Source organism: Sphingomonas sp. DC5200-1, assembly GCF_049897245.1.
GTDB lineage: Bacteria > Pseudomonadota > Alphaproteobacteria > Sphingomonadales > Sphingomonadaceae > Sphingomonas > Sphingomonas aquatilis.
This window is the reverse complement of the sequence record NZ_JAFCVW010000013.1, coordinates 1-26,919: the sequence shown is the minus strand read 5'-3', so window position 1 is coordinate 26,919 and position 26,919 is coordinate 1. Positions and strand designations below refer to the sequence as shown.

The 26,919-nt window shown below is 65.5% G+C and carries 22 protein-coding genes and 1 tRNA gene; 12 read left to right on the top strand and 11 right to left on the bottom strand.

The genetic code is table 11. From position 1 onward, the window contains the following. The first annotated feature begins 49 nt into the window (after nucleotides 1–49). Together ACP7A3_RS18680 and ACP7A3_RS18675 are read left to right on the top strand one after the other, a co-directional pair. Nucleotides 50–124: transfer RNA gene (locus ACP7A3_RS18680), tRNA-Glu, on the top strand. Nucleotides 125–222: 98 nt separating this feature from the next. Beyond that, nucleotides 223–2,148: a DUF6538 domain-containing protein gene (locus ACP7A3_RS18675; protein ID WP_426256891.1), complete on the top strand. Its 1,926-nt coding sequence runs from the start codon at nucleotides 223–225 to the stop codon at nucleotides 2,146–2,148. On the opposite strand, the gene ACP7A3_RS18670 is transcribed toward ACP7A3_RS18675, so the two are convergent. The 4 genes from ACP7A3_RS18670 to dinB are packed head-to-tail and all read right to left on the bottom strand — an operon-like array spanning nucleotide 2,145 to nucleotide 4,226. Further along, nucleotides 2,145–2,420 carry a hypothetical protein gene (locus ACP7A3_RS18670; RefSeq protein WP_426256892.1) on the bottom strand — a complete coding sequence of 92 codons (276 nt, stop codon included), beginning with the start codon at nucleotides 2,418–2,420 and terminating at the stop codon, nucleotides 2,145–2,147. The two genes, ACP7A3_RS18675 and ACP7A3_RS18670, sit on opposite strands and share 4 nt — an antisense overlap. Beyond that, the gene (locus ACP7A3_RS18665; protein ID WP_426256893.1) at nucleotides 2,417–2,587 is read right to left on the bottom strand and encodes a hypothetical protein; all 171 of its coding nucleotides are present in this window, start codon (nucleotides 2,585–2,587) and stop codon (nucleotides 2,417–2,419) included. The genes ACP7A3_RS18670 and ACP7A3_RS18665 overlap by 4 nt, the downstream gene beginning before the upstream one ends. Continuing rightward, nucleotides 2,584–3,147 carry an alpha-ketoglutarate-dependent dioxygenase AlkB gene (locus tag ACP7A3_RS18660; protein ID WP_426256894.1) on the bottom strand — a complete coding sequence of 188 codons (564 nt, stop codon included), beginning with the start codon at nucleotides 3,145–3,147 and terminating at the stop codon, nucleotides 2,584–2,586. Before ACP7A3_RS18660 ends, ACP7A3_RS18665 begins: the two co-directional genes overlap by 4 nt. Further along, nucleotides 3,144–4,226, bottom strand: coding sequence for a DNA polymerase IV (gene dinB, locus ACP7A3_RS18655; protein ID WP_426256895.1), 1,083 nt, complete (start codon nucleotides 4,224–4,226; stop codon nucleotides 3,144–3,146). Before dinB ends, ACP7A3_RS18660 begins: the two co-directional genes overlap by 4 nt. A gap of 133 nt (nucleotides 4,227–4,359) precedes the next feature. Between dinB and ACP7A3_RS18650 the strand changes: the two genes are divergently transcribed. Then, entirely contained in the window at nucleotides 4,360–4,641 is a 282-nt protein-coding gene (locus ACP7A3_RS18650; protein WP_426256896.1) for a DUF427 domain-containing protein, read from the top strand. Here ACP7A3_RS18650 and ACP7A3_RS18645 read toward each other — a convergent pair. After that, nucleotides 4,634–5,260: an SOS response-associated peptidase family protein gene (locus ACP7A3_RS18645; protein ID WP_426256897.1), complete on the bottom strand. Its 627-nt coding sequence runs from the start codon at nucleotides 5,258–5,260 to the stop codon at nucleotides 4,634–4,636. The two genes, ACP7A3_RS18650 and ACP7A3_RS18645, sit on opposite strands and share 8 nt — an antisense overlap. Before the next feature lie 12 nt (nucleotides 5,261–5,272). Continuing rightward, nucleotides 5,273–5,653 (bottom strand): hypothetical protein, encoded by a 381-nt coding sequence (locus ACP7A3_RS18640; RefSeq protein ID WP_426256898.1) that lies wholly within the window; start codon nucleotides 5,651–5,653, stop codon nucleotides 5,273–5,275. A 73-nt stretch (nucleotides 5,654–5,726) separates the two neighbouring features. Here ACP7A3_RS18640 and ACP7A3_RS18635 point away from each other — a divergent pair, with 73 nt between their 5' ends. Genes ACP7A3_RS18635 through ACP7A3_RS18620 form a run of 4 tightly spaced genes read left to right on the top strand, consistent with a single transcriptional unit; the run spans nucleotide 5,727 to nucleotide 11,726 of the window. Further along, nucleotides 5,727–6,491: an ImuA family protein gene (locus ACP7A3_RS18635; protein ID WP_426256899.1), complete on the top strand. Its 765-nt coding sequence runs from the start codon at nucleotides 5,727–5,729 to the stop codon at nucleotides 6,489–6,491. After that, a complete protein-coding gene (locus tag ACP7A3_RS18630) occupies nucleotides 6,409–8,196 on the top strand; it encodes a DNA polymerase Y family protein (protein ID WP_426256900.1) in 1,788 nt (595 codons plus the stop codon). The genes ACP7A3_RS18635 and ACP7A3_RS18630 overlap by 83 nt, the downstream gene beginning before the upstream one ends. Further along, on the top strand, nucleotides 8,196–11,459 hold the full coding sequence (locus ACP7A3_RS18625; protein ID WP_426256901.1) for an error-prone DNA polymerase: 3,264 nt from the start codon (nucleotides 8,196–8,198) through the stop codon (nucleotides 11,457–11,459). The genes ACP7A3_RS18630 and ACP7A3_RS18625 overlap by 1 nt, the downstream gene beginning before the upstream one ends. Before the next feature lie 6 nt (nucleotides 11,460–11,465). Beyond that, a complete protein-coding gene (locus ACP7A3_RS18620) occupies nucleotides 11,466–11,726 on the top strand; it encodes a hypothetical protein (RefSeq protein WP_426256902.1) in 261 nt (86 codons plus the stop codon). 55 nt (nucleotides 11,727–11,781) lie between these two features. On the opposite strand, the gene ACP7A3_RS18615 is transcribed toward ACP7A3_RS18620, so the two are convergent. Further along, nucleotides 11,782–12,126 carry a DUF1203 domain-containing protein gene (locus ACP7A3_RS18615; RefSeq protein WP_426256903.1) on the bottom strand — a complete coding sequence of 115 codons (345 nt, stop codon included), beginning with the start codon at nucleotides 12,124–12,126 and terminating at the stop codon, nucleotides 11,782–11,784. Nucleotides 12,127–12,503: 377 nt separating this feature from the next. Between ACP7A3_RS18615 and ACP7A3_RS18610 the strand changes: the two genes are divergently transcribed. The 4 genes from ACP7A3_RS18610 to ACP7A3_RS18595 all read left to right on the top strand — a co-directional run bounded on the left by ACP7A3_RS18610 (nucleotide 12,504) and on the right by ACP7A3_RS18595 (nucleotide 15,919). Beyond that, a complete protein-coding gene (locus ACP7A3_RS18610; RefSeq protein ID WP_426256904.1) occupies nucleotides 12,504–13,280 on the top strand; it encodes a hypothetical protein in 777 nt (258 codons plus the stop codon). Between the two features lie 104 nt (nucleotides 13,281–13,384). Beyond that, nucleotides 13,385–13,882, top strand: coding sequence for a TIR domain-containing protein (locus ACP7A3_RS18605; protein WP_426256905.1), 498 nt, complete (start codon nucleotides 13,385–13,387; stop codon nucleotides 13,880–13,882). Between the two features lie 93 nt (nucleotides 13,883–13,975). Next, nucleotides 13,976–15,358 (top strand): SIR2 family protein, encoded by a 1,383-nt coding sequence (locus tag ACP7A3_RS18600; RefSeq protein ID WP_426256906.1) that lies wholly within the window; start codon nucleotides 13,976–13,978, stop codon nucleotides 15,356–15,358. Nucleotides 15,359–15,364: 6 nt separating this feature from the next. Continuing rightward, nucleotides 15,365–15,919 (top strand): toll/interleukin-1 receptor domain-containing protein, encoded by a 555-nt coding sequence (locus ACP7A3_RS18595; RefSeq protein ID WP_426256907.1) that lies wholly within the window; start codon nucleotides 15,365–15,367, stop codon nucleotides 15,917–15,919. Nucleotides 15,920–16,153: 234 nt separating this feature from the next. Here ACP7A3_RS18595 and ACP7A3_RS18590 read toward each other — a convergent pair whose 3' ends face one another. Beyond that, nucleotides 16,154–16,708, bottom strand: coding sequence for a hypothetical protein (locus ACP7A3_RS18590; RefSeq protein ID WP_426256908.1), 555 nt, complete (start codon nucleotides 16,706–16,708; stop codon nucleotides 16,154–16,156). Nucleotides 16,709–16,796: 88 nt separating this feature from the next. Next, nucleotides 16,797–18,032 (bottom strand): toll/interleukin-1 receptor domain-containing protein, encoded by a 1,236-nt coding sequence (locus tag ACP7A3_RS18585; protein ID WP_426256909.1) that lies wholly within the window; start codon nucleotides 18,030–18,032, stop codon nucleotides 16,797–16,799. Between the two features lie 589 nt (nucleotides 18,033–18,621). Here ACP7A3_RS18585 and ACP7A3_RS18580 point away from each other — a divergent pair. Next, on the top strand, nucleotides 18,622–20,025 hold the full coding sequence (locus ACP7A3_RS18580) for a helix-turn-helix domain-containing protein (protein ID WP_426256910.1): 1,404 nt from the start codon (nucleotides 18,622–18,624) through the stop codon (nucleotides 20,023–20,025). A gap of 98 nt (nucleotides 20,026–20,123) precedes the next feature. On the opposite strand, the gene ACP7A3_RS18575 is transcribed toward ACP7A3_RS18580, so the two are convergent. Together ACP7A3_RS18575 and ACP7A3_RS18570 are read right to left on the bottom strand one after the other, a co-directional pair. Further along, the gene (locus tag ACP7A3_RS18575; protein ID WP_426256911.1) at nucleotides 20,124–21,626 is read right to left on the bottom strand and encodes a serine/threonine-protein kinase; all 1,503 of its coding nucleotides are present in this window, start codon (nucleotides 21,624–21,626) and stop codon (nucleotides 20,124–20,126) included. A 234-nt stretch (nucleotides 21,627–21,860) separates the two neighbouring features. Then, nucleotides 21,861–26,390: a hypothetical protein gene (locus tag ACP7A3_RS18570; RefSeq protein WP_426256912.1), complete on the bottom strand. Its 4,530-nt coding sequence runs from the start codon at nucleotides 26,388–26,390 to the stop codon at nucleotides 21,861–21,863. Between the last annotated feature and the right edge of the window lie 529 nt (nucleotides 26,391–26,919).

The window sequence follows — 26,919 nt, the reverse complement described above, 5'->3', positions numbered from 1 at the left end:
AGGCTTGACCGACGGCCCCGCCTCCCCTAACCGCCCCCAACGCCTTCACGGCCCCTTCGTCTAGCGGTTAGGACGCGGCCCTTTCACGGCTGAAACACGGGTTCGATTCCCGTAGGGGTCACCATTCCAGCGATAAGTCGCGGAGTTTGACGGAAAACGGCGGATATCAACGCTTCATTAGGTGCCCGATGCTACGAAAGGGTGCTACGAATGGGGCGTCGAATGAGTCACTCGCACAAGCGCGCGAACTCGCGAAATGCATGGTTCCGGATGGATGTCCCCAAAGACATTCGTCATCTTGCCGGCAAGACGTCCTGGCAGCATTCCTTGCACACCGCAGAGCCCAACCTCGCCGCACAGCGCCGCGCTGCCTGGAGCGCCCACTACAAGGGCGAGGTGATCCGGCTGCGGATGCTTGCGGCGCATGAGGCACAACAATCCACCGACGCGCTCGTCGATCAGGCCTTCAATAAGCTGGCTCAATTCACCTGCTCGATGGATTTGGCCATCGCCGGCGAATTGCAGAAGCTCGCATCTATCGTCCGGTCGTCGTGGAGCAATGCTCATGCTCGAGCCGTGGAACGGCAGCATCTCGGCGAGGCCTGGACCAGCCTGCTCGACCCGGAACCAGCGTCGATCCTGTCGATCGACGACGATGAGGAGCGCCGCCGGTTCCAAGTGCGCGCCGAAATCCTCGAAAGCAACGCTGCGACCAGCGGTATCGTCTACCAGGAACTCGCTCGCGAGTTACTCTCGCGCGGCGTGTACGAACCGCTGTACTTCGCCATCAGCTACCTGCCCTATCTGGTCCCGGCCATCGATCTCTCCACCAAGGCTGCCTACGACCGCGTCGCGCATGCATATCTAACGCGCTTGGCCGAGCATGCGTTCGGGTCCTGGCCGATCGGCATCCGTGAAGCGCTTCGCCCCGTCGTCACGTCAACTACGAACGGCGTTGCCGCGCCAGCAATAGCGGCGACGCCACCGGCGTTTTCCGCAGCACCACCCTGCCCTACCCCGGCGCATCATCACACGTTGTCCGAAGCCTTCAGTCTCTGGCGTAGGCGCAAGCGGATCACCGGCAAGGACAAGACCGGCGACGAGTTCGCCAAGGCGATCGCGCGCTTCGAGGAACTGACCGGCACCAGCATGGTCGAAGCGATCACGCCAGCGATGGTGCGGACGTTCATCTCGCTGGTCGAGCAACTGCCGTTCCGCCCGAAGAGAGCCGTCAGCGTGCTGCCGCTGAGCGAGCAGATCGCAGTGGGGCATGCAAAAGCGTTGCCGACGCTGTCGCCACCGACCGTCGGCAAGCAGCTAACCGCCCTCCGAGCGATCCTGAGCGTGGCCAAGGATGCAGAGTGGATTACCGGCAATCCAGCGCGAGGCATCTCCGTCGAGGGAGCCGCCTGGGAGGGTGACGAACGCGACCACTTCTCGGATGAGGACATGCAGCGGATCTATGCCTCGCCGCTGATGACCGATCCCGATGCCTGCGACGACACGATGTTCTGGATCCTGTTCTTGGCACCGTTCCATGGCTCGCGCCCAGGCGAGCATTGCAAGCTCAAGCCGAGCGAGATCGTGCAGGACGATGGCGAATGGGTCATGCGGTTCCGCCGCGACCGCCGCATCCGCCCCACCGCTGCCACAAACAATGAAACGCGCCCGCGGCGACAGAAGACACGCAGCTCGGTCCGCGATGTGCCGATCCACTGGATCCTGCTCGAAGCGGGCTTTGTTGATTTCGCACGGCGGCAGCGGGATCGTGGCGCGGAGTGGCTGTTCGACGATCTCGAGGCCGACAAGTATGGCGACCGATACAAGTACCTGTCACGCCGGATCAACGACGCTTTGCGCAAGCTCGGCATCCATGAACCCGATAAGTCCTTTTACTCCACACGCCATACCATGAAGCGTGAGGGGAGGCGGCTCAGGATCGACCACCAAAGCCTCGACCAACTTGCCGGCCATGCTCCGGTGTCGGTGGGGGGCCGCTACGGACAAGGGTCATCCACCGAAACGCTGAAGGCCGACCTCGATCGCCTGGAGTTTCGAAGTGTAGCGTGGGACGACGTCGTAGCCTGTGCCCAGAAACGCCTCATCCGCCTGGGTATCACCAAAGGTGGCGCTTTAATTCAGAACTAATTTTTCAGCCGGCAATTTGGCAGCTTGACCGAGGCTATTGCATCATGCGCACGCTGTCGAGTCACGATGTCTGGATTGGAACGCGCCAGTGAACCAGACTGGCGGCGGCCATTGTGCTCTTGTCGAACAGCACAGTCAGTAACCATGACCCGGCCTGACAAATTGCCCGCGATGACCATGTGAGCGTCGGCAAATGTCGACAGCCCCACGATATGGTTGGCGGCGATGCCGTGGTACATGTGCTTAATGACGAAAAGCGGTGCATGGATCAAGCAACGCTTAATACGCGAAGGCCTCTCCACCGTTTGAAGCCGACAATCCCGATCTGGCAGATGCTGCTCACCTGCGAGCAGGACGTCTCGACGTCGACGACGACGAAATCGGGTGCGTCGATGCCGCCGGCCTGCTCCGTCACGAGACTTCCCGTCACGCCGGTCATCGCGTGTCTGCCAGGCTGCGGAAGGTGATCGACCAGCGCGGTCGTTCCATCGGTGCGATGCTATGCTCCCATTCGTGTCGTGCGGGGCCGGTCATGTGATAGCCACCGCGCGGGTCGAGCGGCACCAATACGCGCTCGAACCCGTCGCTGCGCCGGCGCCGGAAGCGCATGGTGGCAGGCTCGCCGAGCGACAGGCCGACGACATGGCCGTAGATCGGCCGGTCGCGATGCCAGCCGATCCCCGCGCCCGGGTCGTAGCGGATCAGCAGCGCCTGGATCAGCGTTGCCGGTGTCAGGCCGGCGAACCCGGCCGCGCGGTCGCGGATGGGGAGTAGCCAGTCGGGCATCGGCGGGGCGTCCTTGGGACGGCCCACCTCGAAGTCATAGCTCCAGCCGAACGAGGTCGTCAGCCGCTTGCCCGTCCAGCCTTGGAACCGGAACGGCGCCAATTCGGTGGCATCGATCCGCTCGATCAGCAGGCGCTCCTCCTCCACGCTGATCAGCGACGGACGCTGTGCGAGACCCGGCAGTAGCGGCGTGTCGAACAGGTCCAGCATCATGCCGCCGCCTCGACAAAGATCGGCAGTTCGTCGGCGGCATCGGTCGTCACTTCGGCGAAGTTGGACACCGTCACGCCGACCAGCCGGATGCCCTTCTGCGTCGGCAGCACCGATCGGATCAGCGCCAGCGCGGCGGCGTGCAGCGCCTCGCGGCTGGCGACCGCCACGGGCTGGCTGCGGCGCCGGGTGATCTGGTGGAAATCGGCATATTTCACCTTCACCGTCACCGTCCGGCCGAACGCCTGCCGGCGCTCGCACCACGACCACACGTCGTCTGCCATCCTGAGCACGCCCGCCTCGATCTCCGCCGCTTGCGTCAGGTCGCGGTCGAAGGTCGTCTCCGATCCGGACGACTTGCGCACCCGGTTGGGATTGACCGGGCGGTCGTCCTGCCCGCGCGCGATGGCATGATACCATTCGGCGGCGCTGCCGAAATGCTGCTGCAGGAACGCCAGCGACTTCGCCTTGAGGTCGGCGCCCGTCTCAATTCCCAGCCGCTTCATCTTCTCCGCCGTCACCGGCCCGACCCCGTGGAAGCGGCTGACCGGCAGCGTTTCGACCCAGGCGGCGCCCATGTCCGGCGTCACCGCGAACTGTCCGTTGGGCTTGCGATGGTCGGAGGCGAGCTTGGCGAGGAACTTGTTGTACGAAACACCCGCCGACGCGGTCAGCCCGGTTTCGGCGAGAATGTCGGCGCGGATCGCCTTGGCGGTCAGCCAGGCGGTCTCCAGCCCGCGCTTGTTCGCGGTGACGTCGAGATACGCCTCGTCGAGCGACAGTGGCTGGATCAGGTCGGTGTAGCGCGCGAACACCTCATGGATCTGGCGCGATACGTCGCGATAGACCTCGAAGCGCGGCGGGACGAAGACGAGGTCGGGGCAGCAGCGCAACGCCGTGACGGAGGGCAAAGCAGAGCGAACGCCGAACGTGCGCGCCTCGTAGCTGGCCGCCGCCACCACGCCCCGTGCGGCGGCATGACCGACCGCGACCGGCTTGCCGCGCAAGGACGGATCATCGCGCTGCTCCACCGACGCGAAGAAGGCGTCCATGTCGACGTGGATGATCTTGCGCACCGCCATGGCGCCTTCTACCGCAGTCGGAACGGAATGGGAACATCCTGTTGGGGACGCTGGGGAATATGCACCGGCGCGCGCTCCGGCTTGACCATGGGCCCGCCCCGCCCAACCTGTACCCCTGCAGAGGAGAAGCACGATGGTTGAGGCACGGTGGAACGGCGCGGTGATTGCGAGGAGCGACGATACCGTGGTGGTCGAAGGCAACCACTATTTCCCAGCGAATTCGGTCGACCAGTCGGTGCTCCGGTCTAGCGCCACGACGTCGGTCTGCCCGTGGAAGGGCACGGCGCATTACTACAGCCTCGACGTCGATGGTGCGACGAATGCCGACGCCGTCTGGTACTATCCCGACCCGAAGCCAAAGGCTGAGGCAATCCGAGACCGGGTCGCCTTCTGGAAAGGCGTGACGGTCAGCTGACGCCCATCAGCTGCGACGGATATGCCGTCAGCAGCCCCACCGTCTCCTGGACGAGCGCAGTCAGCCAGCGTTGCTGATCCTCGGCCAGCAGGATGACCGGCATCGCCTTCGGGTGCTTGGGCGCGACCAGCGGGTTGGGCTCGGTCGTGCAGAAGGCGTAGACGCGGTCGTGGTCCTGGTCGAACTTCCACAGCCCGGCGAAACACGGCGTCTGCTGATCCGCGACGGTGAACCACCAATTGGTGTCGCCGGGCCCCTGCCGGTCGGCAGCAGCCTTCGGCTCGGCGAAGCGGGTGAAGGGCACGAGGCAGCGGTGCTCGGCCTTGAGCAGCCACGGCTTCCACATGTTGCTCTGCATGTTCCGCGCGTTGGTCCACCAGTCGTAGAGGAAGGGCATCTCGCCCTCCCGCGCCGGTCGCTTGCGCGGTTTGCGGGTCGGAAAGCCCCAGCGCATCGTGCTCAGCACGCGGCTCCCGCCCTCCTGCCGCACGACGAAGCCGGGCTTGCCGGGAGCGGCGTAATCCTTCTCGACCGCCAGGGTGTTGGCCGGGTCCTCGGCGGCGGCCAGCGCGTCGAAATAGCCGCGCGGGTCGACCTTCAGGCTGTAAAGATTGCACATTTCGCCGTTCGATCACGAGCGGTAGCGCGACACAAGCCTCTTCCAGGTCGCAGCGTCGGGATAGGGCAGCGGTTCGCCCGTCGGCGGATCGCGACCCACGGTGATCCGCGGTCGTGCCTTGAGGCCGTCACGAGCCCGGCAGGCCGAGCAGTGCAGCCTTCCGCAGACAGCCGGCAGCGTGTCCTCCCAGCCACGCCGATGAAACAGCCACCACAGCGACACGGCGTCGAGGACGCGGATGTAGCCGCATTCGGGACAGGCGAGCCGCAGCGTCCGCTTGTGCAACGCGCACTGTTCGAGCGTCCGCAGGCGGCGGCCGACATGGTCATAGTCGCTGCCGGACGAGGCATGGCGTGTGCTGGCGACTGGGCCTTCCCCCGCTGTTCGGTTCATCGATTCGGCTCCGCAACGCCTTGACCCTTCATCAAGAAATACGGAACATAAAGCGAACACATGAGTCGCTGCAATGATGTCCGCTGCCCTTCGCCGCCAAGAAGCCGAGGCGCTCCTGCGAGAGTGCAGCGACGCTGCGCGCGTCGACGACACGACCATCCTGCCCTTCGGGATCGAGGCGATGGACGGACGACTGGCGGCAGGAGGCCTCGCCTTGAACGGGCTGCACGAGGTATCGCCTGCAACGTCGACGCTGAGCGACGATGCTGCGGCCACGCTGTTTGCGGTGGGCATCGCGGCGCGCGCCGCAGCCGATCGAAGTCGACGCGTGCTGTGGGCGGTGACCCGCTTCGATCTCTATGCGCCCGGCCTCGAACAGGCGGGGCTCGACCCGGCGACACTGCTGTTTGTCGAGACACGCGAGGACAAGGATGTGCTCGCCGTCATGGAGGACGCCCTGCGCCACGGCGGACTCGCCGCCGTCGTCGGTGAGGTGAAGCGGGCCGACATGGTCGCCAGTCGCCGGCTCCAGCTCGCCGCCATGACGGGTGACACCCCTGCCCTGTTGTCGCGGCGCTGGCGTCGCCAAGCCATCGATCCGCTGACTGAACTTTCCGCCGCCATGACGCGCTGGCGGATCGCCTGTGCGCCGTCCGCCCCCCTCCCCGCGCCGGGCGTCGGCCGGCCGCGCTGGACCGTCGAGCTCGCCCGCCAGCGCGGCGGACCGGGCTTCACCCTCGAACTGGAGGCTTGCGATGCCACGGGTCGCCTCGCTCTACCTGCCGCACCTCGCGATCGAGCGGTTGCGGCGGCGGGAGCGGCCGCGCGCGCTGCCTGACGCGCCCGCGCTGCCGCTGCTGCCGGTCGACGACGACCCCGGCGCCTGTTCGGTGCCGCGGGGCGGCGGCTGGCGGCCGGGCGCGCGCTGGGCGCAGGCGGAGAGCGCGCGCGCCGCGATCGCCGAGGAAGCCGCGGCGCTGCCGCTCCACCAGCAGCCGACGATGCGCGAACTCGGCCGCCGGTCGGAGGCGGCGGAGCATCCGTTCAAGCGGGCAGCGGCGACCGCTGCGGCTCCCCGGCCGGTGGCGGCGGCGGCGATGACCCATGCGGTGCCGCTGATCCTCGCCGAGGCGATCGGCCAGCGGCAGGTGATCGCCGCCGCCTGCCCCGCGGCGCTGGCGCTCGGCCTCGTGCCCGGCATGGCGATCACCCAGGCGCGCGCGCTGGTGCCCGATCTCGACATCCGCCCCGCCGATCCGGCGGCGGACGGGGCGGTGCTCGACGGGCTGACACTCCACGCGGTGCGCCACTGGACCCCGACCGCCGCGCCGAGCGGGGCGGACGGGCTGTGGCTCGACCTGACGGGCGCTGCGCATCTTCATGGCGGCGAGGCGCGCTTCTGTGCGCGGCTGGTCCGCTTCTGCCGGCAGTTCGGCTATACCGCAAGGGTCGCGGTGGCGGGGACTCCGGGCGCGGCGCATGCGCTGGCGCGCTACGGGCACGAGGCGGTGACGCTGGTCCCGGCAGGCGGTGAGGCACAGGCGATCAGCGGGCTGCCGCCCGCGGCGCTGCGCCTGACCCCCGATGCGATCGCCGCGGCGCAGCGGTTCGGCTTCGACCGGATCGCCGACCTGTTGCCGCTGCCACGCGGGCCGCTCGCGCGGCGGCTAGGGCTTGCCAGCGTCACCCGGCTCGATGCGGCGCTCGGCAGGGTGGCGGAGCCGATCGTACCGGTCGTGCCCGAGGAAACGCCGGTCGCGAAGCGCCGCCTACTCGAACCGATCGGCACCGCCGAGGCGATCGAACAGGTGATCGCCGACCTTCTCGCCGACATGATGCTGCTATTGCAGGAACGCGGGCGCGGCGCGCGCACCTTGGTGCTGCTGCTCGAGCGGATCGACGGCAGCGAGCAGCGGCTCGCGATCGGCACCGCGCGGGCGACCCGCGATGCCGTGCATCTCGCCCGCCTCTTCCACCTGCGCATCGAGCGGATCGATCCGGGCGACGGGATCGAGACGATGCGCCTCGCCGCGACCCGCACCGATCCGCTCGGTGCGACCGCGGTCGTGGGCGACCTGACCGGTGAGGCGGCGGTGCCGGATGTCGCGACGCTCGTCGACCAGATCGCCGGCCGGGTCGGCGAGGCGGCGCTATTCACCGCCGCGCCGGTCGAGAGCGACGTGCCCGAACGCGCGGTGCGCCGCGCGCACCCGCTCGCTGCGCCGACCGGCTGGCCGGTCTGGCGGCGGCCGGTGCGGCGGCTCAGCCGGCCCGAGCCGCTGACCGGCGTGCTCGCGCTCCTCCCCGACGCGCCGCCGCGCCGCTTCACCTGGCGGGGCCAAGTCCATGCCGTGGTCGCGGGCGATGGGCCGGAGCGCATCCATGGCGAATGGTGGCGGCGCGACGGCGAGGTCTGGGCGGTGCGCGACTATTTCCGCGTGGAGGACGAGAGCGGTGCGCGCTTCTGGCTATTCCGCCGCGGTGACGGAGTGGACGCCGCCACCGGCGACCTCAGCTGGTATCTCCACGGGCTGTTCGGCTGATGACGACGTATGTCGAGCTTCAGGTGACGAGCCATTTCTCGTTCCTGCGCGGCGCCTCCAGCCCCGACGAACTCTTTGCCGCCGCCGCGCTGCAAGGCCACACCGCGCTCGGCATCGTCGATCGCGGCAGCGTCGCCGGTCTGGTGCGCGCCTGGGAGGCGCAGAAGGCGACGGGCCTGCGGATGATCGCCGGCGCACGGGTCGACCTCGACGACGGCCGCGCGCTGCTGCTCTACCCGACTGACAAGCCCGCCTGGTCGCGGCTGACCCGGCTGCTGACACTGGGCAAGGCGCGCGCCGGCAAGGGCGGCTGCACGCTCGGCTGGAGCGACGTCGTCGCGTGGCGCGAGGGGCTGATTGCGATCCTGCTGCCGGGCGAGGCCGACGCGGTGACCGCAGCGCATCTCGCCGAACTGCGCTCGACCTTCGGCGCGCGTGGCTATTGCGGCCTCGCCTTCCGCCGCCGGCCCGACGATGCGCTGCGGCTCCACGATCTCGCCGCGCTCGCCGGGGCGGCGGGTATCCGCGCGGTGGCGCTCGGCGACATCCTCTACCATGCTCCCGCGGCGCGGCTGTTGCAGGACGTCGTCACCGCGATCCGCGAGAAATGCACGGTCGACACGCTCGGCTACCGGCGCGAGCGGCATGCCGACCGGCACCTCAAATCCCCGGCCGAGATGGAGAGGCGCTTCGCCGCCTTCCCCGATGCGATCGCCGCCACCGCCGCGATCGCGCGCGCCTGCACCTTCGACCTCGGCGAACTCAGCTACCAATATCCGCACGAGCGGGTGGTCGAGGGGCTGACCGCGCAGGGCGCGCTAGAACAGCTGACCGAGACCGCCGCGGCGCGGATGTTCCCCGACGGCCTGCCACAAGCCTATCGCGACCAGATCGCGCACGAGCTGCGGCTGATCGGCGAACTCGGCTACGCCCCCTATTTTCTGACCGTCAACAGCATCGTCGCCGAGAGCCGCAGGCGGGGCATCCTCTGCCAGGGGCGCGGATCGGCCGCCAACAGCTGCGTCTGCTTCGTGCTCGGCATCACCAGCATCGATCCGATCAAGCACGAGCTGCTCTTCGAGCGATTCGTCTCCGGCGAACGCCGCGAACCGCCCGATATCGACGTCGACTTCGAGCATGAGCGACGCGAGGAGATCATCCAGTGGATCTATGATACCTATGGCCGCAACCACGCCGCGCTGACGGCTGTCGTCACCCGCTATCGCGCGCGCGGCGCAGTGCGCGAGGTCGGCAAGGCTTTGGGCCTGCCCGAGGATCTGACCAAGGCGCTCGCCGGCCTCGTCTGGGGCTGGAGCCAGGAGGGCGTCGGCGAGAAGCAGGTCGCGCAGCTGGGCCTCAACATGAACGACCGGCGGCTGCGCCTCGCGCTCGACCTCTCCCGCCAGCTGATCGGCGTGCCGCGCCATCTATCGCAGCATCCCGGCGGCTTCGTGCTGACCCACGATCGGCTCGACGATCTCGTCCCCATCGAGCCCGCCGCGATGGTCGACCGGCAGGTGATCGAATGGGACAAGGACGATATCGATGCCTTGAAGTTCATGAAGGTCGACGTGCTCGGCCTCGGCATGCTTGGCTGCATGAACCGCGCCTTCAACCTGCTCGAGGAGGCCAAGGGCGTGGCGGTCGGCATGGCCGATCTGCAGGACGACGACCCGGACGTCTATGCGATGATCCAGAAGGCCGACACGCTCGGCACCTTCCAGATTGAGTCCAGAGCGCAGATGTCGATGCTGCCGCGCATGAAGCCCGCGCGCTTCTACGACCTCGTCATCGAGGTCGCGATCGTCCGCCCCGGGCCGATCCAGGGCGACATGGTCCACCCGTACCTGCGCCGCCGCGAGGGGCGCGAGAAGCCCGACTATCCGCGTCCCGAGCTACGCGCGGTGCTCGAGAAGACGCTGGGCGTGCCGCTGTTCCAGGAACAGGCGATGAAGGTCGCGATCGTCGGCGCCGGCTTCACCGCGGTCGAGGCCGACCAGCTGCGCCGCGCCATGGCGACCTTCAAGTTCACCGGCGGGGTCAGCCACTTCTACGACAAACTGGTCGAGGGCATGGTCAGCCGGGGCTACCCCCGCGACTTCGCCGAACGGACCTTCAAGCAGATCGAGGGCTTCGGCTCCTACGGCTTTCCCGAGAGCCACGCCGCCTCCTTCGCCAAGATCGCCTACGCCAGCTGCTGGATGAAGCATCATCATCCCGATGTCTTCTGCGCCGCGCTGCTCAACGCGCAGCCGATGGGCTTCTACGCGCCCGCACAGGTCGTGCGCGATGCGCGCGAGCACGGCGTCGAGGTCCGGCCGGCCTGCATCAACGCCAGCCGCTGGGACTGTACGCTGGAACCGACCCGCGGCCGTTATCTCGCGGTGCGGCTGGGCCTGCGGCAGGTGCGCGGCCTCGCCAATGCGCATGGCGCGGCGATCGTCGCGGCGCGGGGGAGCGCGCCCTTCCAGTCGGTCGAAGAGGTCTGGCGGCGTGCGGGCGTGCCGCGCGCGGCGATCGAACGGCTTGCCGAGGCGGATGTCTTTCACACGCTCGGCGAGGACCGCCGGCAGGGCCTGTGGAAGGTGAAGGGGCTGGGCGAGGCACCGCTACCCCTGTTCGCCGCCGCCGATGCCCGCGAAGCCTCGTTCAGCCCGGAGGGACTGGAGCCGGACGTATTCTTGCGCCCGCTGACCGAGGGCCGCGAGGTGGTGGAGGATTACCGCGCGCTACAATTGTCGCTGCGCGCGCACCCCCTCGCCTTCCTGCGGCAGGATCTCACCCGACGCGGCATCGTCCGCTGCGCCGACCTCGCCCACATCAAGGACGGCCGCCATGTCGAGGTCGCCGGGATCATCCTCGTCCGCCAGAAGCCCGGCAGCGCCAAGGGCGTGCTATTCATCACGATCGAGGACGAGACCGGCATCGCGAACGGCATCCTCTGGCCCGACCGGTTCGAGGCGCAGCGCCGCACCGTCATGTCGGCGGCAATGATCGGGATGAAGGGCCGGGTGCAGAAGGAGGGGCAGGTGATCCACGTCATCTGCGACCGGATCATCGACCATGGCCCGCTGCTCGCGCAGGTCGGCCAGATGGACTTTCCGCATGCCACCGGCCGCGGCGACGGCGCGCGCCACGCCGGCAGCCCCGATCGCGGCGATGCCGGCTGGCGGCCGGGCCCCCGCGACAGCTACTGGCCGCCGCACGCCAACGGCGTGGATCCGGAGGCGGCCGTGCGTATCAAATCCCGCGACTTCCATTGATCGCGCATGTCGCGCCACCAGCGGATCATCATCGCCCTGTCCCTCCACATCCTGCGCGCCGCCGCCGCCCGCTCAGGACGGGGCAAGGTCGACACGATCGAGGTCCGCCTCGCCCTGCGCTGCCTGATCGCCCACTGCCCGGAGCGGTGGCCGCTCGACATGTTCTGGAACTCGGCCGGCACCGACCACGACATCGGCCGTGCGCAGGGTTGCACCGCGGCGTTGAACGGCATCAAACGGCAGCTTGGGCTCAACTATACAGAATAGACCCAGTTCCGTTCATTCCGGTGCCCTTGGTGGCTTTCCAGAAGCAGACGCTCGTTCAGGCTCGGACGATACGAGCCGCATAGCAGCCTCGCTTGGCATAATGCGCATGGAGGTACGCGACCTCGGGGTCGGCAAGGAAGCGCACGATCAGCGGCTCGAGCTTGCTGCCATCCTCCAGTTCGGCGTGCAGCATGTGGCCGGCTGCATCGAAGGCCCGCAGCGAGATGGGACGTATGCGGATCACCTCCGGAACCTCATCGACCACATCAAGGGCCTGCTGCGCTCCCTCGCGCACGAAGATGGCATGCCGCGACCGGTAGGGTGTGTCAGCGGGTTGATGCTCGTAGTTGAGAAGGATGGCCGCATCACCGATGTCGACTTCCCAGCTTCGGTCATTCATTCATGTAGACTGGTCCGCTCCCCGTAAGTGACGTATCGAGAGCGCGGAGCGGCGAAAAATGGGACATTCCCGACGTTCGCATCGTACATCTCAAGCGGCAGCTTTTGCCAGAGGCCGACGTTCACCGTGCACTCGACCGATGTCGCAGGACAACGGAAACGGTAACGCTTTCTGTTTAAATTGCCGGTTCTGTTTACAATCGTGTCGAGGTGGCCACTCACCTGCATCACGGGGGAACGTGTCCCGATCGCCGCTACCGAAATGGAACTAAAATCGGGCCCGGCGGCTAGACCCGCCGGTCGCGATGGCGCAGGCTGACGGGCTAGAAGCGGATCGGCGATCACCAACCTTACGCCGCCATCTTCCGAGGATCTCGCATGTTCCGTGGTTTTGAACTTTCCGTGAGCGACAGCTTCTTCAAGGATTTCAAGGATGCGGGCCTATCGCAGCACCACGAGATCAAGCGGCAGGTTGACGGCCGACTAAGCCATTTCCGCGATCAATCGGGCGACTTGCTCTCGAAAGAGATGACGGCCGCTTGGTTTCCCGAGATCGACGCTCAGGTGTTCATTTCGCATGCCCACAAGGACAGCGAACTCGCGCTGGGTCTCTCCGGACATCTTCACAAGCGTTTCGGTCTCAAGTCGTTCGTGGATTCCGCCGTCTGGGGCTATGCGAACGATCTGCTAAGGATACTGGACGATGAGTTTTGCTACAACGACGAGGCGCGATCCTACAACTACCAGAAGCGGAACCGTTCGACCTCTCATGTCCACATGATGCTCTCGGTCGCCCTGTCCCGGATGATCGACCGTTGCGAATGCATCATATTCGTTAACACCCCGCATTCGATATCCTCGCGCGACTACATTCAGGGCGACACGACGGACTCTCCGTGGATCTATTCCGAGATCGCGATGACCCGCCTGATCGAGAAGCGTTCGCCCGAAGCGCATAGACGCACCAAGACAACCGCCGTCACCGAGAGCTACGATGCGGAGCTCAAGGTGCGCTACGACGTCGACCTCGATCACCTGAGCCAAATAAATGGACAGGTCTACAAAAATTGGGAGGATCAAACGAAGGGCATTACCGGTCCCGCTGCGCTCACTCGGCTATACGACTTGGTAGCGCCGGCGAGACCTCGGGCCTGAACGGACACTAGACCAACCTTGCGATCATGATCGCTCCGTCAGACGCCGTGGCAAAATCTCGCCTTCGAACACATCAATCTATGATCGATCATTAGGGGAATAGCGTGGCACGTCGGGTCTTCTTCAGTTTCCACTTCGACCAGGATTACTGGCGAACGCAGCAGGTCAGGAACATCGGCGCGCTCGAGGGGCAACCCCTGTGTACGCCGAACGCCTGGGAGGAGGTCAAGCGCAAGGGCAAGGCATCCATCGAGAAATGGATCGCCGACAACATGTACGGGAAGAGCTGTGTGGTCGTCCTTGTTGGGGCGCAGACCGCAAGCCGCCCCTGGGTGATACACGAGATCATCAAGGCCTGGGACGACAGGAGGGGAGTTCTGGGGATTCGGATCGACAGGCTGCTCGATCGGCACAGTCAGACGTCGGTAGCCGGCGCCAACCCCTTCGACGCGATCACCATCGGCGGCACCAACCGCAAGCTGTCGTCCGTCGCGCCGCTGATCACCCCAAGCGGCAGCGACAGCAGGGCAGTCTACGCCTCGATCTCGAACGGGATAGAGCAGTGGATCGAGAACGCGATTGCCATCCGGGGTCGCAACTGAACGTTTGAGAGAGGCAACGAGATGGCCGGTGCAGCGACAACTGAGCGATTCCTGAAGGACTATACTGAAGCCCTCATCTCAGGAGGTGGCGCCGTGTTCGTCGGCGCCGGCGTGTCCATGGGCGCCGGGTATCCCTCGTGGGCCTCGCTCCTTACGGAGGTCGGCGAGGAACTGGGCGTGAAGTCCGGCGAGCTCCACGACCTGGCCGCGCTTGCACAGTGGAGCATCCAGGAGAACGGATCCGCGACCCGCGTCAGGAACGTCATCAAGGAGCAGATCGGGGTGGAGCGCCCCGTGCCGGCGACCCTCGAGGTCATCGCCCGACTGCCGGCCAAATTCATCTGGACCACGAACTACGACACGCTGGTCGAACGCGCGTTCGGCGGCGTCAACCGGCCGCTGGACACCGTGTCCGGCGCCGCCGATCTCGCCCTCCGCGCGAAGCCGGGGGCGACCCGCCTCTTCAAGATGCATGGCTCGGTCGAGCGACTGGACGACGTCGTCATTTCGACCGACGACTACGAACTCTATCGATCCAAGCGCGGCGCCTTCCTGCCCTTGCTGCAAGCGCACCTCTCCAGCATGTCGATGCTCTTCCTTGGCATCAGCTTCACCGATCCGAACATCCGCCACGTCCTGTCGCTGATCCGGGAGAGCTTCACGTCGGCGCCGCCCGAGCACTTCGCCATCGTACGCCCGCCGCAGCGCGACGACTACGACACGGACGCCGAATTCGAGGCGCGGAGCACCCAGCACAAGCACTGGAGCCGCGACCTGAAGCGCTACGGACTGCTAGTGGTCGAGATCGACAACTATTCCGAGGTGCCCGAACTCCTGCGGCAGGTCGAACGGCGGGTGGCCGCGCGGCGGGTTTGGGTGAGCGGCAGCTGGCCGCCCGAGGTCGGGGACGGGATGGCGAAGGCCTATGGCATCGCCCATGCCATCGGCCGGCTGGTGGGTGATCGCGACCGCGACCTGGTCAGCGGAGCGGGGCTCGTCGTCGGGTCGGCTTCCGTCGCGGGGTTCCTCGACGTGCTCCGATCCGGCGGCGGTTGGGACCTCGAGCGGCGCCTGATCGCCCGCCCATTTCCCCAGCCGATCGCCGGAGGTATGCCCGACAAAGACCAGTGGGTAGCCCTGCGGGCCGAACTTGCCAGGATTGCCGGCATCGTCGTGTTCGTCGGAGGCGTGAAGATCGATCCGGCCACCGGCTCCCCCACGGTCGCGGGTGGCGTGCTCGATGAGTTCGAAGCCGCCAAAGCCGCCGACTGCTTCATGATCCCCATCGCTTCCACAGGTGGCGCGGCCGCCCGGATCTCCGAACTCCTCACCGGGTCCGCAGTGGAGACTTCCGGCCGGGACGCGATGCGCCCGACGGACGATGAGCTCGGGGAGCTCGCACGGGCCGACATAACGGTAGAGGAGGTCGTCAAGCTAGTGGCCGCCATCCTGACCCGCATCGACAAGCGGATCTGATCCAGCATGGCGCTATATGCCTCGCGGGACGATCTGCGGCGCTTCGCGCGGGAGGTCGGTGCGGAGCGGGCCGCCAACCTTCGACGCACGGCGGGATCCCGGTCGCCATCCGGCTCCACCTTCCTCTCGCACTCGAGCAAGGACGACGATCTGGTGGCCGGAGCGATCCTCATCCTCGAAAATCATGGGACCAAGGTGTACGTCGACGAGATCGACCCGGAGATGCCGCCCTACACGAATGCGAATACGGCCGCCCTACTGAAGACGCGCATCCGTGACACGAGCCGCTTCGTCCTTCTCGCGAGCAAGAACAGCAAGGAGAGCAAGTGGGTCCCCTGGGAGCTCGGCATCGCGGATGGCATGAAACCTCGGACCAGCATCGCGCTCTTTCCCGCTTCGGACTCGAACTACGATCAGTCCTGGGCATCCTGGGAATATCTCGGCCTCTACGACCGGATCGCGTATGGCGAACTGGCGGGACATCAGGGAAATGTCTGGATGGTGCTCGACGAGAAGACGAACACCGCCACCGAATTGAGCAAATGGCTCAGAGGCCATTAAAGTTGTCATATATGGACGGCAAACAGCCGCTGGAGGCTTGTAACGGCGCGTTGTCGCGCGACGAGAGGCACGCTTCTCGCGGATGCGGAGAGCTTGACGAACTAGTCGACCATCCCTTCCAAGTGGCGCAGTCCAGCGCCGTTCCTCAACCGGTTGGGCTTTGACCCGAACAATAAGAGGTCGCCGGTTTGCGGCTGACGCAGCGACATGGGTGCGGGGCAGACGGGTTCGCTGCTACTTACGGACGCCAATTGCCGATCGGAGCATCCTCAACTCAAACTCGCGCTCCTCGCGTACTCTGCGCGGCTCGTGCTTGTAGGTCGCGAGGTCGACGACAGGGTACAGCGAAAGGTATTCCTGTCCCGAGTAGCCCTCGTCGCCGTCCACGATCGGTAAAACAAAGACCTGTTCGTCGGGGTGCTGCAAGGCGTCGAAGTAGCCGAGCTCCCATGGGCACCAGCGCGAGAGTGTCGCGGATGGCGAGTGGGCGTAGAAGAGCGTGTCGCATCTGTGCATTTGGTCCCGCAGGCGCGCTGCGGTTTTGCCGTCCACCGCTTTACGGTCGAGGTCGCCGTCGTCGATCCAGTCGACGTAGACTGACAGCTTCATCCGCATGATGAGCTTTCGGGTGCCAACGATCAGGTCGCGGTCGCGGAAGGAGTGAGAAAGGAAGATGTCGTAGCGATCGGCAATTTTTCTGGCCGCCGCCTCCAGGATTTCTTTGTCCGACTTGGAGGTGCGGATCCTTTCCGCACCGGCCGCCGCGCGCACCTGATCTACGGTCAGCATCGACGCGCCCATCCTGCATGGGCGGCCGCTTCTCGATCGAGGCGGAACGGCCACAAGGCAGCATAGCTCGTGGCGAGTGGCGACGACGTCAAAGGTCGCTGACGAAGCGCAGGAGCTCGTCCCCGAGGATGAACGCTGGCGGCCAATAGTCGTCCTCCGCGCTATACTCCATTGCCCTGATGATGTTGGCAGAGACGAGGTATGCTGCGGCCGGATTGAACCGGCGAGGCGGCCACCCGAGCGCGGTTGCCACCTCAGTCGCGTCCGCCTGGTCGGCCTCAAGGTTCAGCAGCGCGACCGCTAGGTTCTGGGCGTCCTTGCTCGGGTCCCATTCCTTGAATTGAGCATCGAACGTCACGAAGAGATCGGGCTTCGGATGAAGGTCCACTTGGCCGCCGTAATAGTCCTGACGTGCTAGCAGTCCGGACCCGGCGAGGTCGAGCACCCCCACCCTCACCGAATTAAGCGGCATGCCCGTGTTCGTGACTAAGTCTGCGAGCGTCGTCTGGGGATCGAATAGCCCCCCGTGCTGGCTGTTATCAACGAACCACTTGGCTACGGCTTGCGCGGGGACGGACCATCCGTTTGTGGTGTCGAAGCTCTGGACGTGCTTCGGTTCATCCCCGAGGGGTGGCTTGGACCGGACGCCGAGGATGTCGTCGGCCAGTTCGCCGATGCCTGCCTCCCCCTCGCCGAGCGATGGTGTCTTCCTAGTCCGCATAAAAGGTGAAAGGGCGTCCAACTCGAGCTCGTGGCGGACGCCCAGGAAACGGGCGGATCCTTCGACAGCGCGCATCAGACCCGCGTCGATCTCCTCCGCGACCCAAGGCCTTGTAATCGACGTGGGCGTCAGCAGGACGAGGAAGTGCGTGCAGTCGCCCAACCCCTCTTCCATGCGTTGTCGTAGGCTGTCGCCTATCCCGATCTCCCAATCGTCGAACCAAACCTCGATGCCGCGGGCGCGCAGACCCTCCGCGATGGGCTTGGCGATCGTCTTATCGTCGGTCGCGTGAGCGAGGTAGACCAGGCGTGTCCCCGCCGCAGGCTCGGTGATCCTCCTCACTTCTCCGTTTCTTAATCCCAAGCGGCCCTCCAGTATTCGGGCGAACGCCGGGGACGCGTCCGCATGGATCGAAAGGCGATCGGTCCCTATCCGTCGCACCATGACCGCGGCGTGCTTGCCGGTCGCCGGGTCGACGATCGCGGCCGCCTTGCCGCGCATGTCATCGGCAATTGCGGACATCGCCACCTCGACTGCGTCATCCTTCAGCCCGTCAAAGAACTGCCGCGACGTAACCGTTCGCCCGTTGCGCTTAAAGGTCATCGTCATCCCGCCAATACAAAGGCAAACGCATTAGGGGTCAACTGCCCATCGGGTTTGCGCGATCTAAACGGCGGGTTCCGGCAAAAAGATGACGCTTACATGCACGATGCTGAACGTCTTGAACTGGTCGACGGCCGCCGCCAGCGAATGTCGGGTCGTGGGACCTTGCCGCCGTCCAAAAGGACAGTGTCGAACGGCAGGTCTCGCTAATAGCCGACGTCCGGTGATTCCCGGACCGGCCATCGATGTGCGACCGTAGATGGGCCGTTAGCCGCTGGCAGCTTTCCGCGACGCGAACGGGGGAACCGACATTTAGCGTTGGCTGGTAGGGCCCGCCATTTGCTGTCGCCGACTGGGTCGGCGATTGGCGCGCCAGCGCGGATACGTCTGATAACTACTGGCCGCAACTCGTACTACGCCAGTGCCGGCTGAAGCCGCCCTGCGCCGCTTCATATCGCCGCTCGGCCTCGCGGACACTTCGCCCTACAAGTTAGGGCTTGAGCGGACTCCGGTCACCCTGCCAACGGTGCCGAGCACGTCGATGTTTCCCATGCTCGCGTTGACGGCCAAGGCGCGTTAAATTTGCGCCATGGCTGTCGATCCTGATCAGATAAGAGCTCTTGTCGAGCAACCTGTCGAGGCCCTGCAGGTCGAACTAAAGACGTGGCTCGATCCGCGTACCGAGGACGGAATTGCGAAACTGGTGAAGGCGATGTTCGCAATTCGAAATCGCAATGGCGGCTTCCTGCTGATTGGATTCGACAATGCGACGAGGGCGCCCGATCCCTACGCCTTCGATCAGCCCGTCGAGACGCTGTTCCATATCGATACCTTGCAGGGTCTGGTCTCGCGGTACGTCAACCCCTCATTCGAGATCGAGATCGCGTTTGCTGATCGCGACGGCCAAGTCTACCCGGTAATCTTCATTCCCGAAGGCGTGCAGGTGCCTGCGGTCGTGAGGCGGGATTTGATCGGCCAAGGTGGCAAGAAACTGCTCGCTGAAGGAGATCTCTATTTCCGCACGTTCAACTCAAACGGCACAGCCAGCAGCGCGCGCATTCTGCCGCTCGACTACGCCGACCTGCTCGATGTTTGCTTCGAAAACCGCGAGGCTGATATCGGGCGATTCTTCCGGCGCCATCTGGCGGGTGTCGGGTCGGCCGCGACCCTGTCGTCAGCGCTTAGAATAGAAAGCGAGGAGAGCAAGCTCCGCGAGCGTGCGTTCGCCATATTGGAGTCCGGTACCGCCGTTGCCGGTACAGCAATCGCTGAGCGCGCGACACCAGAGCAGCGCAAGCGCATCGACAATGCGCTGACGATGCATGTCGGACTGGCTTTCGATCCGCCACGGCCCGACGCCCTACCGACACAGGAATTTCTGAACAAGGTTTCGTCGAGCAATCCCAACTACTCCGGGTGGCCGGTTTGGCTCGACAGCCGCGGGTTCACCGAAAAGCTGGATCGCCCGTACGTGGCCAGCGGCATGTGGGAAGCGCTGATCGTCGATCTCGACGGTGGGTGGTCAGAGCACGTCGATTTTCTCCGCTTAGACCCGCGCGGTGACTTCTACTTGCACCGTGTGATGCAGGACGACCTCACCGAGAAGGTCGCGCCGGGTACTGCGCTTGATGTTATTTTGATGATCTATCGCGTCGCGGAAGTGCTGGCGGTAGGCACGATCCTCGGCCGAAGCCTGGGATGGGAGGCGCAGAAAGAAGCGGGATTTGCTTTTTCTTGGACCGGCCTCAAGGATCGGGCATTGCGACCCTGGGTGAACGCCTTTCGCTCAGTCGGACGAAGCGGCAGCACCTCGCGCAGCTCATCGGCGGAAGCCTACGTCACTGTTCCACTTGAAACACCCGGCGCGGCGCTGGCGCCCTATGTGAGCGCCGCTGTCGCCCCGCTCTTTTCGGTCTTTGAGGGTTACGAGCCTTCAGCCGAGTTGGTCGAGACGAGCGTCCGCAAGCTGATCGAACGCAAGATGGACGGTTAAAGCGCGATCAGCCTCCGGCACGGGGCAGGTGACCCACCGCCGGTGGGAGCTGCCTCAAAAGATCGTTGTTCATCGAGGCCGCTATCGCCCGACCACTCCTATGCGAAGAAGCTGTCAGGCAACGGGAGTTGATTGGGAGGCTGAAGCTGACGATTCGCCGCCTTCGCAAATAGCCGCAACCAGCGCTCTTCGAACAGACCTTCGTCCTCACCATCAATCGTCCAAGGTCCGCACGCAACTTGATGGCGGCCAATGACATTCGAGAGTGCAACAGCGAATTCTTGGCTTAGTGGATTCAGAGCAATCGGCTGTTCGTGCATCGGTTTGGCGGAGAAAACCTCCATGAACGACAACTCACGCCAGCGGTAGTCACTATCGCCGGGCATGGTTGCGAATGCTAGCGTGGTGCTGAAGCTATAGTCGCTGGGCCGATACGAACTTGGGCCACCGAGGTCGCATTTTAACGTCAGATAGGCGTTTGCCACTACGTCCCAGCCGTGATCGTAGGGATTGTCCCCACCTGCATATAGCTGCGTACGGCCGTAGGCTGTTGTGCTACCTTCGCCCAACGTTAGGTGAGCCGGCCCAAGCCGAACGCTTCGCGGTTCGCGCCGGACGTTTTCAGCACTCGCAGCAATCACGTCGAACAGCCGCCCTATAATGCCGTCTAACTCGGCTAGCCCTTCACGTTCTAGCTCTTGGCGCTGAGCGGCGGCTGTTTCCTTCGCCTTTCGTTCAGATTCGGCAGCAGCTTCCTGCTGAGAAACGGCATTCCCCGCAGCCGCAAGCGCGGCGCGACCGGTCGAAGCCACGCCAGCAGCAAGCGTTTCAAGCACAGTCTTGCAGCGCTCCAACGATGGTCGAGCGACCGGCGACTTTCTCAACATTGTGGCAATCAAGCCGGCGAGGCGGGGGTCAACGCCCGATAAAGCCGGAGCTGGCTGATGCAAATGTGACTCGCGGATCGTATCCAAGTCAGCAACGAACGGAGCCTGACCGGCCAACATGGCGTAATACATGCAACCAAGCGCGTAAACGTCGGTGGCATTTGTTGGACGTTCGCCTCGCCACTGTTCGGGGGCTGCATAAGCTGGCGTGAGGGACGACCTTAAACTCTCAAGAGACGTGGCATCTTCTACGAACTTGGCGATGCCGAAATCAGCTATCTTCCATCGGTCTTCGTGCCAGAGAACGTTACCCGGCTTCAGATCGCGATGAACAATGTCTTTGACTTCCAACAAGGCCTTAATGACACTGAGCGCAGCGGACTTGGCAGCGTCATAAGAAAGTGGACCGGTGGTGTTCAAAAGGTCCTGAACGCTATGGTCGCACACTGGCATCACCAGATAATAGCGATCACTCTCGGCATCCTGGCCATAATCAAAGATGGGGACAATGTGAGCATGATCCCGTTCCGCTAGTGCGGACCCGATGGCCATTTCGCGGTGTGAAGCCGCACCGGCTGAAATTTTGAGCCTTTTTACCGCGACCCGTCTCCCATCGCCCTCACCACGAAACACTTCACCAAATCCACCTGGCGGTCCAAGTTGGTCAGTTTCACTGAAAGTCCATTGACCCTTTTCTAGTCGGATCGTCGGCACAAAAACCCCCGAAATTGCGCTGCAATGATTGGCGAGTGTGGTTTAGAACGCCTAGCGAACATCCAGCATGCTTATCAACTCGAATGAACCGCCAATCTCGCGAATATGGGCTGGTAATAAATCGAGATCACCAAATGAAGCGGCGTTGGGAACGCGAAGGGCGGCGCGAACGGGGCCCGATCGACGACGATGCCGGGGGCGCCGCCAAGACTGACGGCGCGGCCTGAGCTCGGGCTAGTCCTTGGCCTCGCGCGCGACCTTGCGATCGATGTCCTCACGCCGGCGTTCAAGCGTGCGCTTCGCCTCGATCCCGAATTCGGGCGGCAGGCGCTCGAGCAACGGCCGGATGTCGAGGGTATCGCCTGTCTTAATCAGGAGATGCGGATCGACCAGCTCGACCAACGCGCTGAGGCAAGCCCATTGCGCGGGCTTGGCGAGCCCCGGGATGACGGCCATCAACTCGACTGCGGCTGCCCCGGCGGCGCGGCGGTGGAACGCGGCGAGCGCGGCCTCCTCGACCTCGCGGACCGGGTCGGCAGCGAGGTCCGCCAGCCACGGCAATTGCCATCGGTGCGGCAGCCAGCCCGCGATCTCAGCCGCCATCTGCCGGGTCGCCTCGTCGCTCGCCCGGCTCATCCCCACGAGTGCCGGGGCGAGCCGTGCGCGCGAGACGTTCCAGCGCAAGGTCCGGGCGATTGCGAGGCGCCGCGACAAGGGAGCGCCGACATAAGCGGTGACCAGTTCGGTAAGGCCTTCGCGCGCGTTGGTCTCGATCAGTAGCCGGGCGGCTTCCTGCTGACCCGATTTTGCGAACAGCCGGCGCGCCGCTTGGAATATCCCAGGCGTTCCCTGTTGGGCTACAAGCCGGACCGCGCCAGCGACCGCGTCGAGATCGCGCGCACCGGTCCCGAACGCAAGCTGGACCAGCTCCTCCGAAGCGAGCGCATCGCCGTGGCGGGCGAGCGCGTCGAGCACCTCGGCGTCAAGCCGGCCCATATGGAACCGCCGGTCGCGATGGCGGTCGAGAAACGAGATCGCCGCGGTGCGGCTGTCGGCATGATCAAGCAGCGTCATCGCGACCTGCACGCTGCGCCATCGATCCATGCCGCGACCCTCGAGCCAGCACACGGCGAGCGCGCGCCCACCCGCGTCGCCATGTAACGCATGATGCAGCGCCGCGATTTCGCCGGCGTCGTCCTCCCCGTCAGAAAGCGGTGCAAGCTTGGCGCGCAACGCCGGCTCGTAATGGCCGTGATGGAAATGCAGCATCATAAGCCGGCGCGCGAGCGCGTCACCTCGTGCCGCCACCGCGATCAGCGGCGCGGTCAGGTCGAGCGCCGTCTGCGGCGGCAGGAAATGCGAGAGGTCGACGGCCTCGATATGGGCCTGCGGGTCAGAGGTCGCGACCCGCGCGCGGATCGCCGTCACGAGCGTTTCGTCCTCCCCGGCATGGCCCTGCCGGATGTCGACAGCATGGGTGTAGACCGGACTTCTCGCCCCGATCAGGCGGGCGATGCCGCTGTCGCCGCGATGCGCCGCCAGCGCCTGCATGAGATGATAGGGCCGATCGTCGTTGGGATCGGTCGCGTTTGACAGCCGGTCGAGCGCGGCGCCTACCGCGGGCGAGGTCGTCCACAAGGCGTGGCCGAGCCCGTAGTCGCGCGTCGTCTTACCCGGGCTGTCGATCTGGGCGACGGTCAGCCGGTCGAACCCCTCGCCAGCCATGACCGCCAGCAGCCGCGCGACCATCTCCCCGTCCCGGTCCACCACCCGTGAGCTGTTCGGCGGCCGCCCAACGGCGAGCTGGGCCAAAGCCGCCTCAAGGGCCGTGCCGCGCCGTGCGGCGATCCGATCGAGCGCCGCAGCGGTGCGTAGCGACGAGAGCGTCGACAACAGGCGCCAACTGCCGCGCAGCGGATCGTCGGTGTCGGTTGCGGGCGCCTCGAGCCGCGCGGCGAGTGCGTCGAGCAACAGGTCGGCAGTTTCTTCGTCGATCAGCTCGGGGTGGCGCTGGTAGATCGAGGCCAGTCCGTTGATGCTCATGGCCGGGTCGCCGCGGCCGGCGCGCTCGCGCAGCGCCGCGCCGAGCCGCCCGCGCGCGCGGTAGTGCAGCCCGGGCACCCACCAGCCGTCCGCACCGATCTCGTCAAACGCACTTTCATCGCCGCGGTCGGCGTGAAGCAAGGCGAGCGCGCGCTCGGGATCGAGCCGAGCTATCGCATCGAAGGTCGCTGCCCCGAACAGCATGTCCGCTCCCTCCGGCGCAGGCAGGACGAGGCGCGGCAGGTCGGCCGGGTCGGCGAAGGTCCGCACCGCTTGCGGCAGGACCCGCGCGGTCGGGCGGATGACGGCGAACAGGTGCCTGCGCCGCGCCCGCCAGATCGGGAAGGCCGCGGCACGGTCGAGTTCGCGTAGCGCCCACAACAATTGCTCGGCCTCGAGGTTTTCGGTGGTCGCCGCGATCTTCCGGTCGAGCCAGGCCGGATCGGCCGCCGCGGCGCGCGCGAACGCCGCGGTCGAGCGCTCCTTGTCGTGGATGCGATCCATCCGGATGTCGGGGTCCGCCTCGTCGAGCGCGGCGGCACGGGCGACGTTCAGCGCGTGGAGCTGTTCAAGCAACGCGGGCGCAGCGACCTTACCGAGCACCCGTAAGGCGATCTCGGCAATCGCGGGATCGTTGTTCTGAAACATCTCGACGGCGGCGGTGCGCACATCGTCCGAGGCGACGTCGGCCGCCTTGCGCAAGCCCAGCGCGACCCAGGCCGGCCAAAGCGCCTCGCGATCGCCGCCCATACCGCTTTCGGCGAGCGCGCGGAGCAAAGGCACCGCGCGCTCGCCGAGTGTCGGCAGGGTTCGGCAGAAGAAGCGGTGGTCGTGCGACTCGAATTCGGGGTCACGCATGTAGCCGAGCAGCAATTCGGCGACGCGTGCCGCCGGCCAGCGCGCGGGTTCGAGCAACAGCCACAAAAGGTCCATCAGCACATAGCCGAACCGCGCACCGATCTTCACCCCGGCAACTGTCACCAGATCTTGGACTTGGCGCAGCAGGTCGAGCAGCTGGGTGGAATCGAGGTCGCGGTCGCGCGCGGTATCGGCGAGGTGGCGCGCCATCGTCCAGTTGAGCAGCCGGTCGTGGGTCATCGCTAGTCGGCGATCGCCGTCGAGTTCGACCAGCCCGCGCAGCACCAGCCGCTCGACCGCGTCGAAATCGAGCGTGCGCACGAACGCCGAAGGCGGCCAGGGATAGGTCGGCGGCGCGGCAAGCATGTCGCCGACCAAAAGCTGGAGCTGGTCGAGGTCGAACGTCTCGGCCAAGGACGCCGGCCGTTCGCTCGCGACATGGCTCCAGAAGCTCTGCATCAGTTGATATTCGGTCTCCTCGTTGAGCACTAGGCCATGCGGGAGCTGGCAATAGAGGCTCGCCAGTACGGGTTTGTGCAGGAGCGAGAAGACATCGTCGGGGACGTGCGAATGATCAATACGATGCTTTTCGAGATGTGCAATCAGCTCAGGCGTGGTGAACTCGGGTACGTCGATCATGTGCGGCGCGGCGAACGATGTGCGCAGCCATTCGGCGGTGGCGGGCTGCGCGGAAATGACGAGGTCGATACCGAGCCGGTCCCAGCCGTCCTCGATCACCCGGCCAGCAAGCGCGGGATCGTTGAGATCGTCGAGGAAGACGGTGAGCCAGACGCCGCGCTCGTCGCCGAGCGCCGCCCGGAGACGGTCGGCGATCGAGCGCAAGGGCGCCGCCGCGGTATAAACCGGGTTCCACACCAGCGAAGCGATCGCCTCCCGCAGGCGATCGACGTCGGCGGTCGCGCGCAGTAGCACGACGGGGCGGCCCGCCTCGGCCATCCGCAGCGCGGTCGCGCATAGCCGCCAGCTCTTACCCAGACCGGACTCGCCACGCAGTACCGTCACCGACCGGGTCGGCGCGGTAAGCGGTCGGCGCACGTCACGCGCGGGGTCGTAGCGGAACCGCGGGAACGCGCCTATGAGCTCGTCGCGCAACTTCGCCGCCAGTCGCCCGGCATGGACCAGCCGGCGGGGGTCGAGCTGGGCTGCCCGCAGGAACTCAGACGTACGCAGCGTGGCGCCGCGGCCGCCGAGCCGGACCAGCTCGCCGACCAGCTGCGCACGTTTGGCGGCGACGTCCTCGACATTCTCGACCATGATCTGCAAGGGCCGCGCAATCGCCTCGTCGAGATCGCCTTCGCTACGCCGCACGATCGTCAGTGCACAAAGCAACGCCGCCAGCCGCGGGTCTTCTGGGCCGGATATATCGAGCGCCTCGAGCACCGAGTCGAGCACCGCCTCCCCGCTCAACTTGCGGCCGCCCCGCCCTAGCCGAAACGGCTCGTTATTGGTGAGCTCATTGGCCGCCCGTGCCCGATACCATTGCAGGAAGCGGCGGAAATCCTCGCAGCCGGCGTCATTGTCGGTCAGGAACTGGTAGGCGTCGTCCGTGCCCGGCCGCACCGCCTTGAAGAGATCGGGCAGCACGTCGGCGATGATCGCGCCGAGCGTCCAGTGGCGGTGCGCCGCGCGACGCTTGACCTGCACGACGGTCCGGTGCGGCTTCAGCACCGTATAGTCGCCACCCTCGAATGGCTCGACCTGCAGCTCGATCGTCGCCGCCTCCTCATCGGCGGTGAGCGTGGTCACAACAGCGTCGAGGCCATCGGCGAGGCTCGCCAGCAACTGGTATAAAATACCGGAAAGATTGATTTGGCCGCCGGTCGGCGACGTAGATTTAATCACTATAATCGTTCCGAAATCGCCGTTGCGCTTACGGCAATTTATGGTGGTTAGTCACTAATCGGAAGCGCAGCTAGAGATTCAACGGGATGGCTGTGGTTTACAGCCTTTGCGCGGTCGAGCTTGCCGGCGCGACCCAAACAAGCGGCGGCATTCAGGATCGGCTGTCAGCACCCCGAACGTCCGATAAAAGGGCACCTTGCTGACATTCCGCTTCGGAACTACCGTTTGGCCGCTTTTGTCCAGAGCAGACGTTCCTGTCGGTTGATGTGAATGACCGGGTTTGGTCGGGATCTGCCGCTCTTCCCTTCTTTCCTGGCGACCAAGTGCAGACGTTGACAGTCCCATTTTCGCAGGTTCAGTTTCTGCCATTCGATCATCCCACGATGGCGCGGCTTCCTGGTACCACAACCGCTCGAGACTGTTGAAAAACGCGTGCTTGCGACGACGAGGAAGGCGTGATTCACTCCTGCCAGGCGGCGGGAGTATGGACATGATGGGTCGGCAGGTGGCGCAAGGCGCGCTGTTCTAC

Coding starts and splice junctions, on each gene's coding strand:
- ACP7A3_RS18650 (WP_426256896.1), top strand. CDS start 4,360: ATGGTTGAGGCACGGTGGAACGGCGCGGTGATTGCGAGGAGCGACGAT.
- ACP7A3_RS18645 (WP_426256897.1), bottom strand. CDS start 5,260: ATGTGCAATCTTTACAGCCTGAAGGTCGACCCGCGCGGCTATTTCGAC.
- ACP7A3_RS18665 (WP_426256893.1), bottom strand. CDS start 2,587: ATGACCGGCGTGACGGGAAGTCTCGTGACGGAGCAGGCCGGCGGCATC.
- ACP7A3_RS18615 (WP_426256903.1), bottom strand. CDS start 12,126: ATGAATGACCGAAGCTGGGAAGTCGACATCGGTGATGCGGCCATCCTT.
- ACP7A3_RS18620 (WP_426256902.1), top strand. CDS start 11,466: ATGTCGCGCCACCAGCGGATCATCATCGCCCTGTCCCTCCACATCCTG.
- ACP7A3_RS18625 (WP_426256901.1), top strand. CDS start 8,196: ATGACGACGTATGTCGAGCTTCAGGTGACGAGCCATTTCTCGTTCCTG.
- ACP7A3_RS18610 (WP_426256904.1), top strand. CDS start 12,504: ATGTTCCGTGGTTTTGAACTTTCCGTGAGCGACAGCTTCTTCAAGGAT.
- ACP7A3_RS18635 (WP_426256899.1), top strand. CDS start 5,727: ATGATGTCCGCTGCCCTTCGCCGCCAAGAAGCCGAGGCGCTCCTGCGA.
- ACP7A3_RS18585 (WP_426256909.1), bottom strand. CDS start 18,032: ATGACCTTTAAGCGCAACGGGCGAACGGTTACGTCGCGGCAGTTCTTT.
- dinB (WP_426256895.1), bottom strand. CDS start 4,226: ATGGCGGTGCGCAAGATCATCCACGTCGACATGGACGCCTTCTTCGCG.
- ACP7A3_RS18660 (WP_426256894.1), bottom strand. CDS start 3,147: ATGATGCTGGACCTGTTCGACACGCCGCTACTGCCGGGTCTCGCACAG.
- ACP7A3_RS18580 (WP_426256910.1), top strand. CDS start 18,622: ATGGCTGTCGATCCTGATCAGATAAGAGCTCTTGTCGAGCAACCTGTC.
- ACP7A3_RS18640 (WP_426256898.1), bottom strand. CDS start 5,653: ATGAACCGAACAGCGGGGGAAGGCCCAGTCGCCAGCACACGCCATGCC.
- ACP7A3_RS18675 (WP_426256891.1), top strand. CDS start 223: ATGAGTCACTCGCACAAGCGCGCGAACTCGCGAAATGCATGGTTCCGG.
- ACP7A3_RS18590 (WP_426256908.1), bottom strand. CDS start 16,708: ATGCTGACCGTAGATCAGGTGCGCGCGGCGGCCGGTGCGGAAAGGATC.
- ACP7A3_RS18595 (WP_426256907.1), top strand. CDS start 15,365: ATGGCGCTATATGCCTCGCGGGACGATCTGCGGCGCTTCGCGCGGGAG.
- ACP7A3_RS18630 (WP_426256900.1), top strand. CDS start 6,409: ATGCCACGGGTCGCCTCGCTCTACCTGCCGCACCTCGCGATCGAGCGG.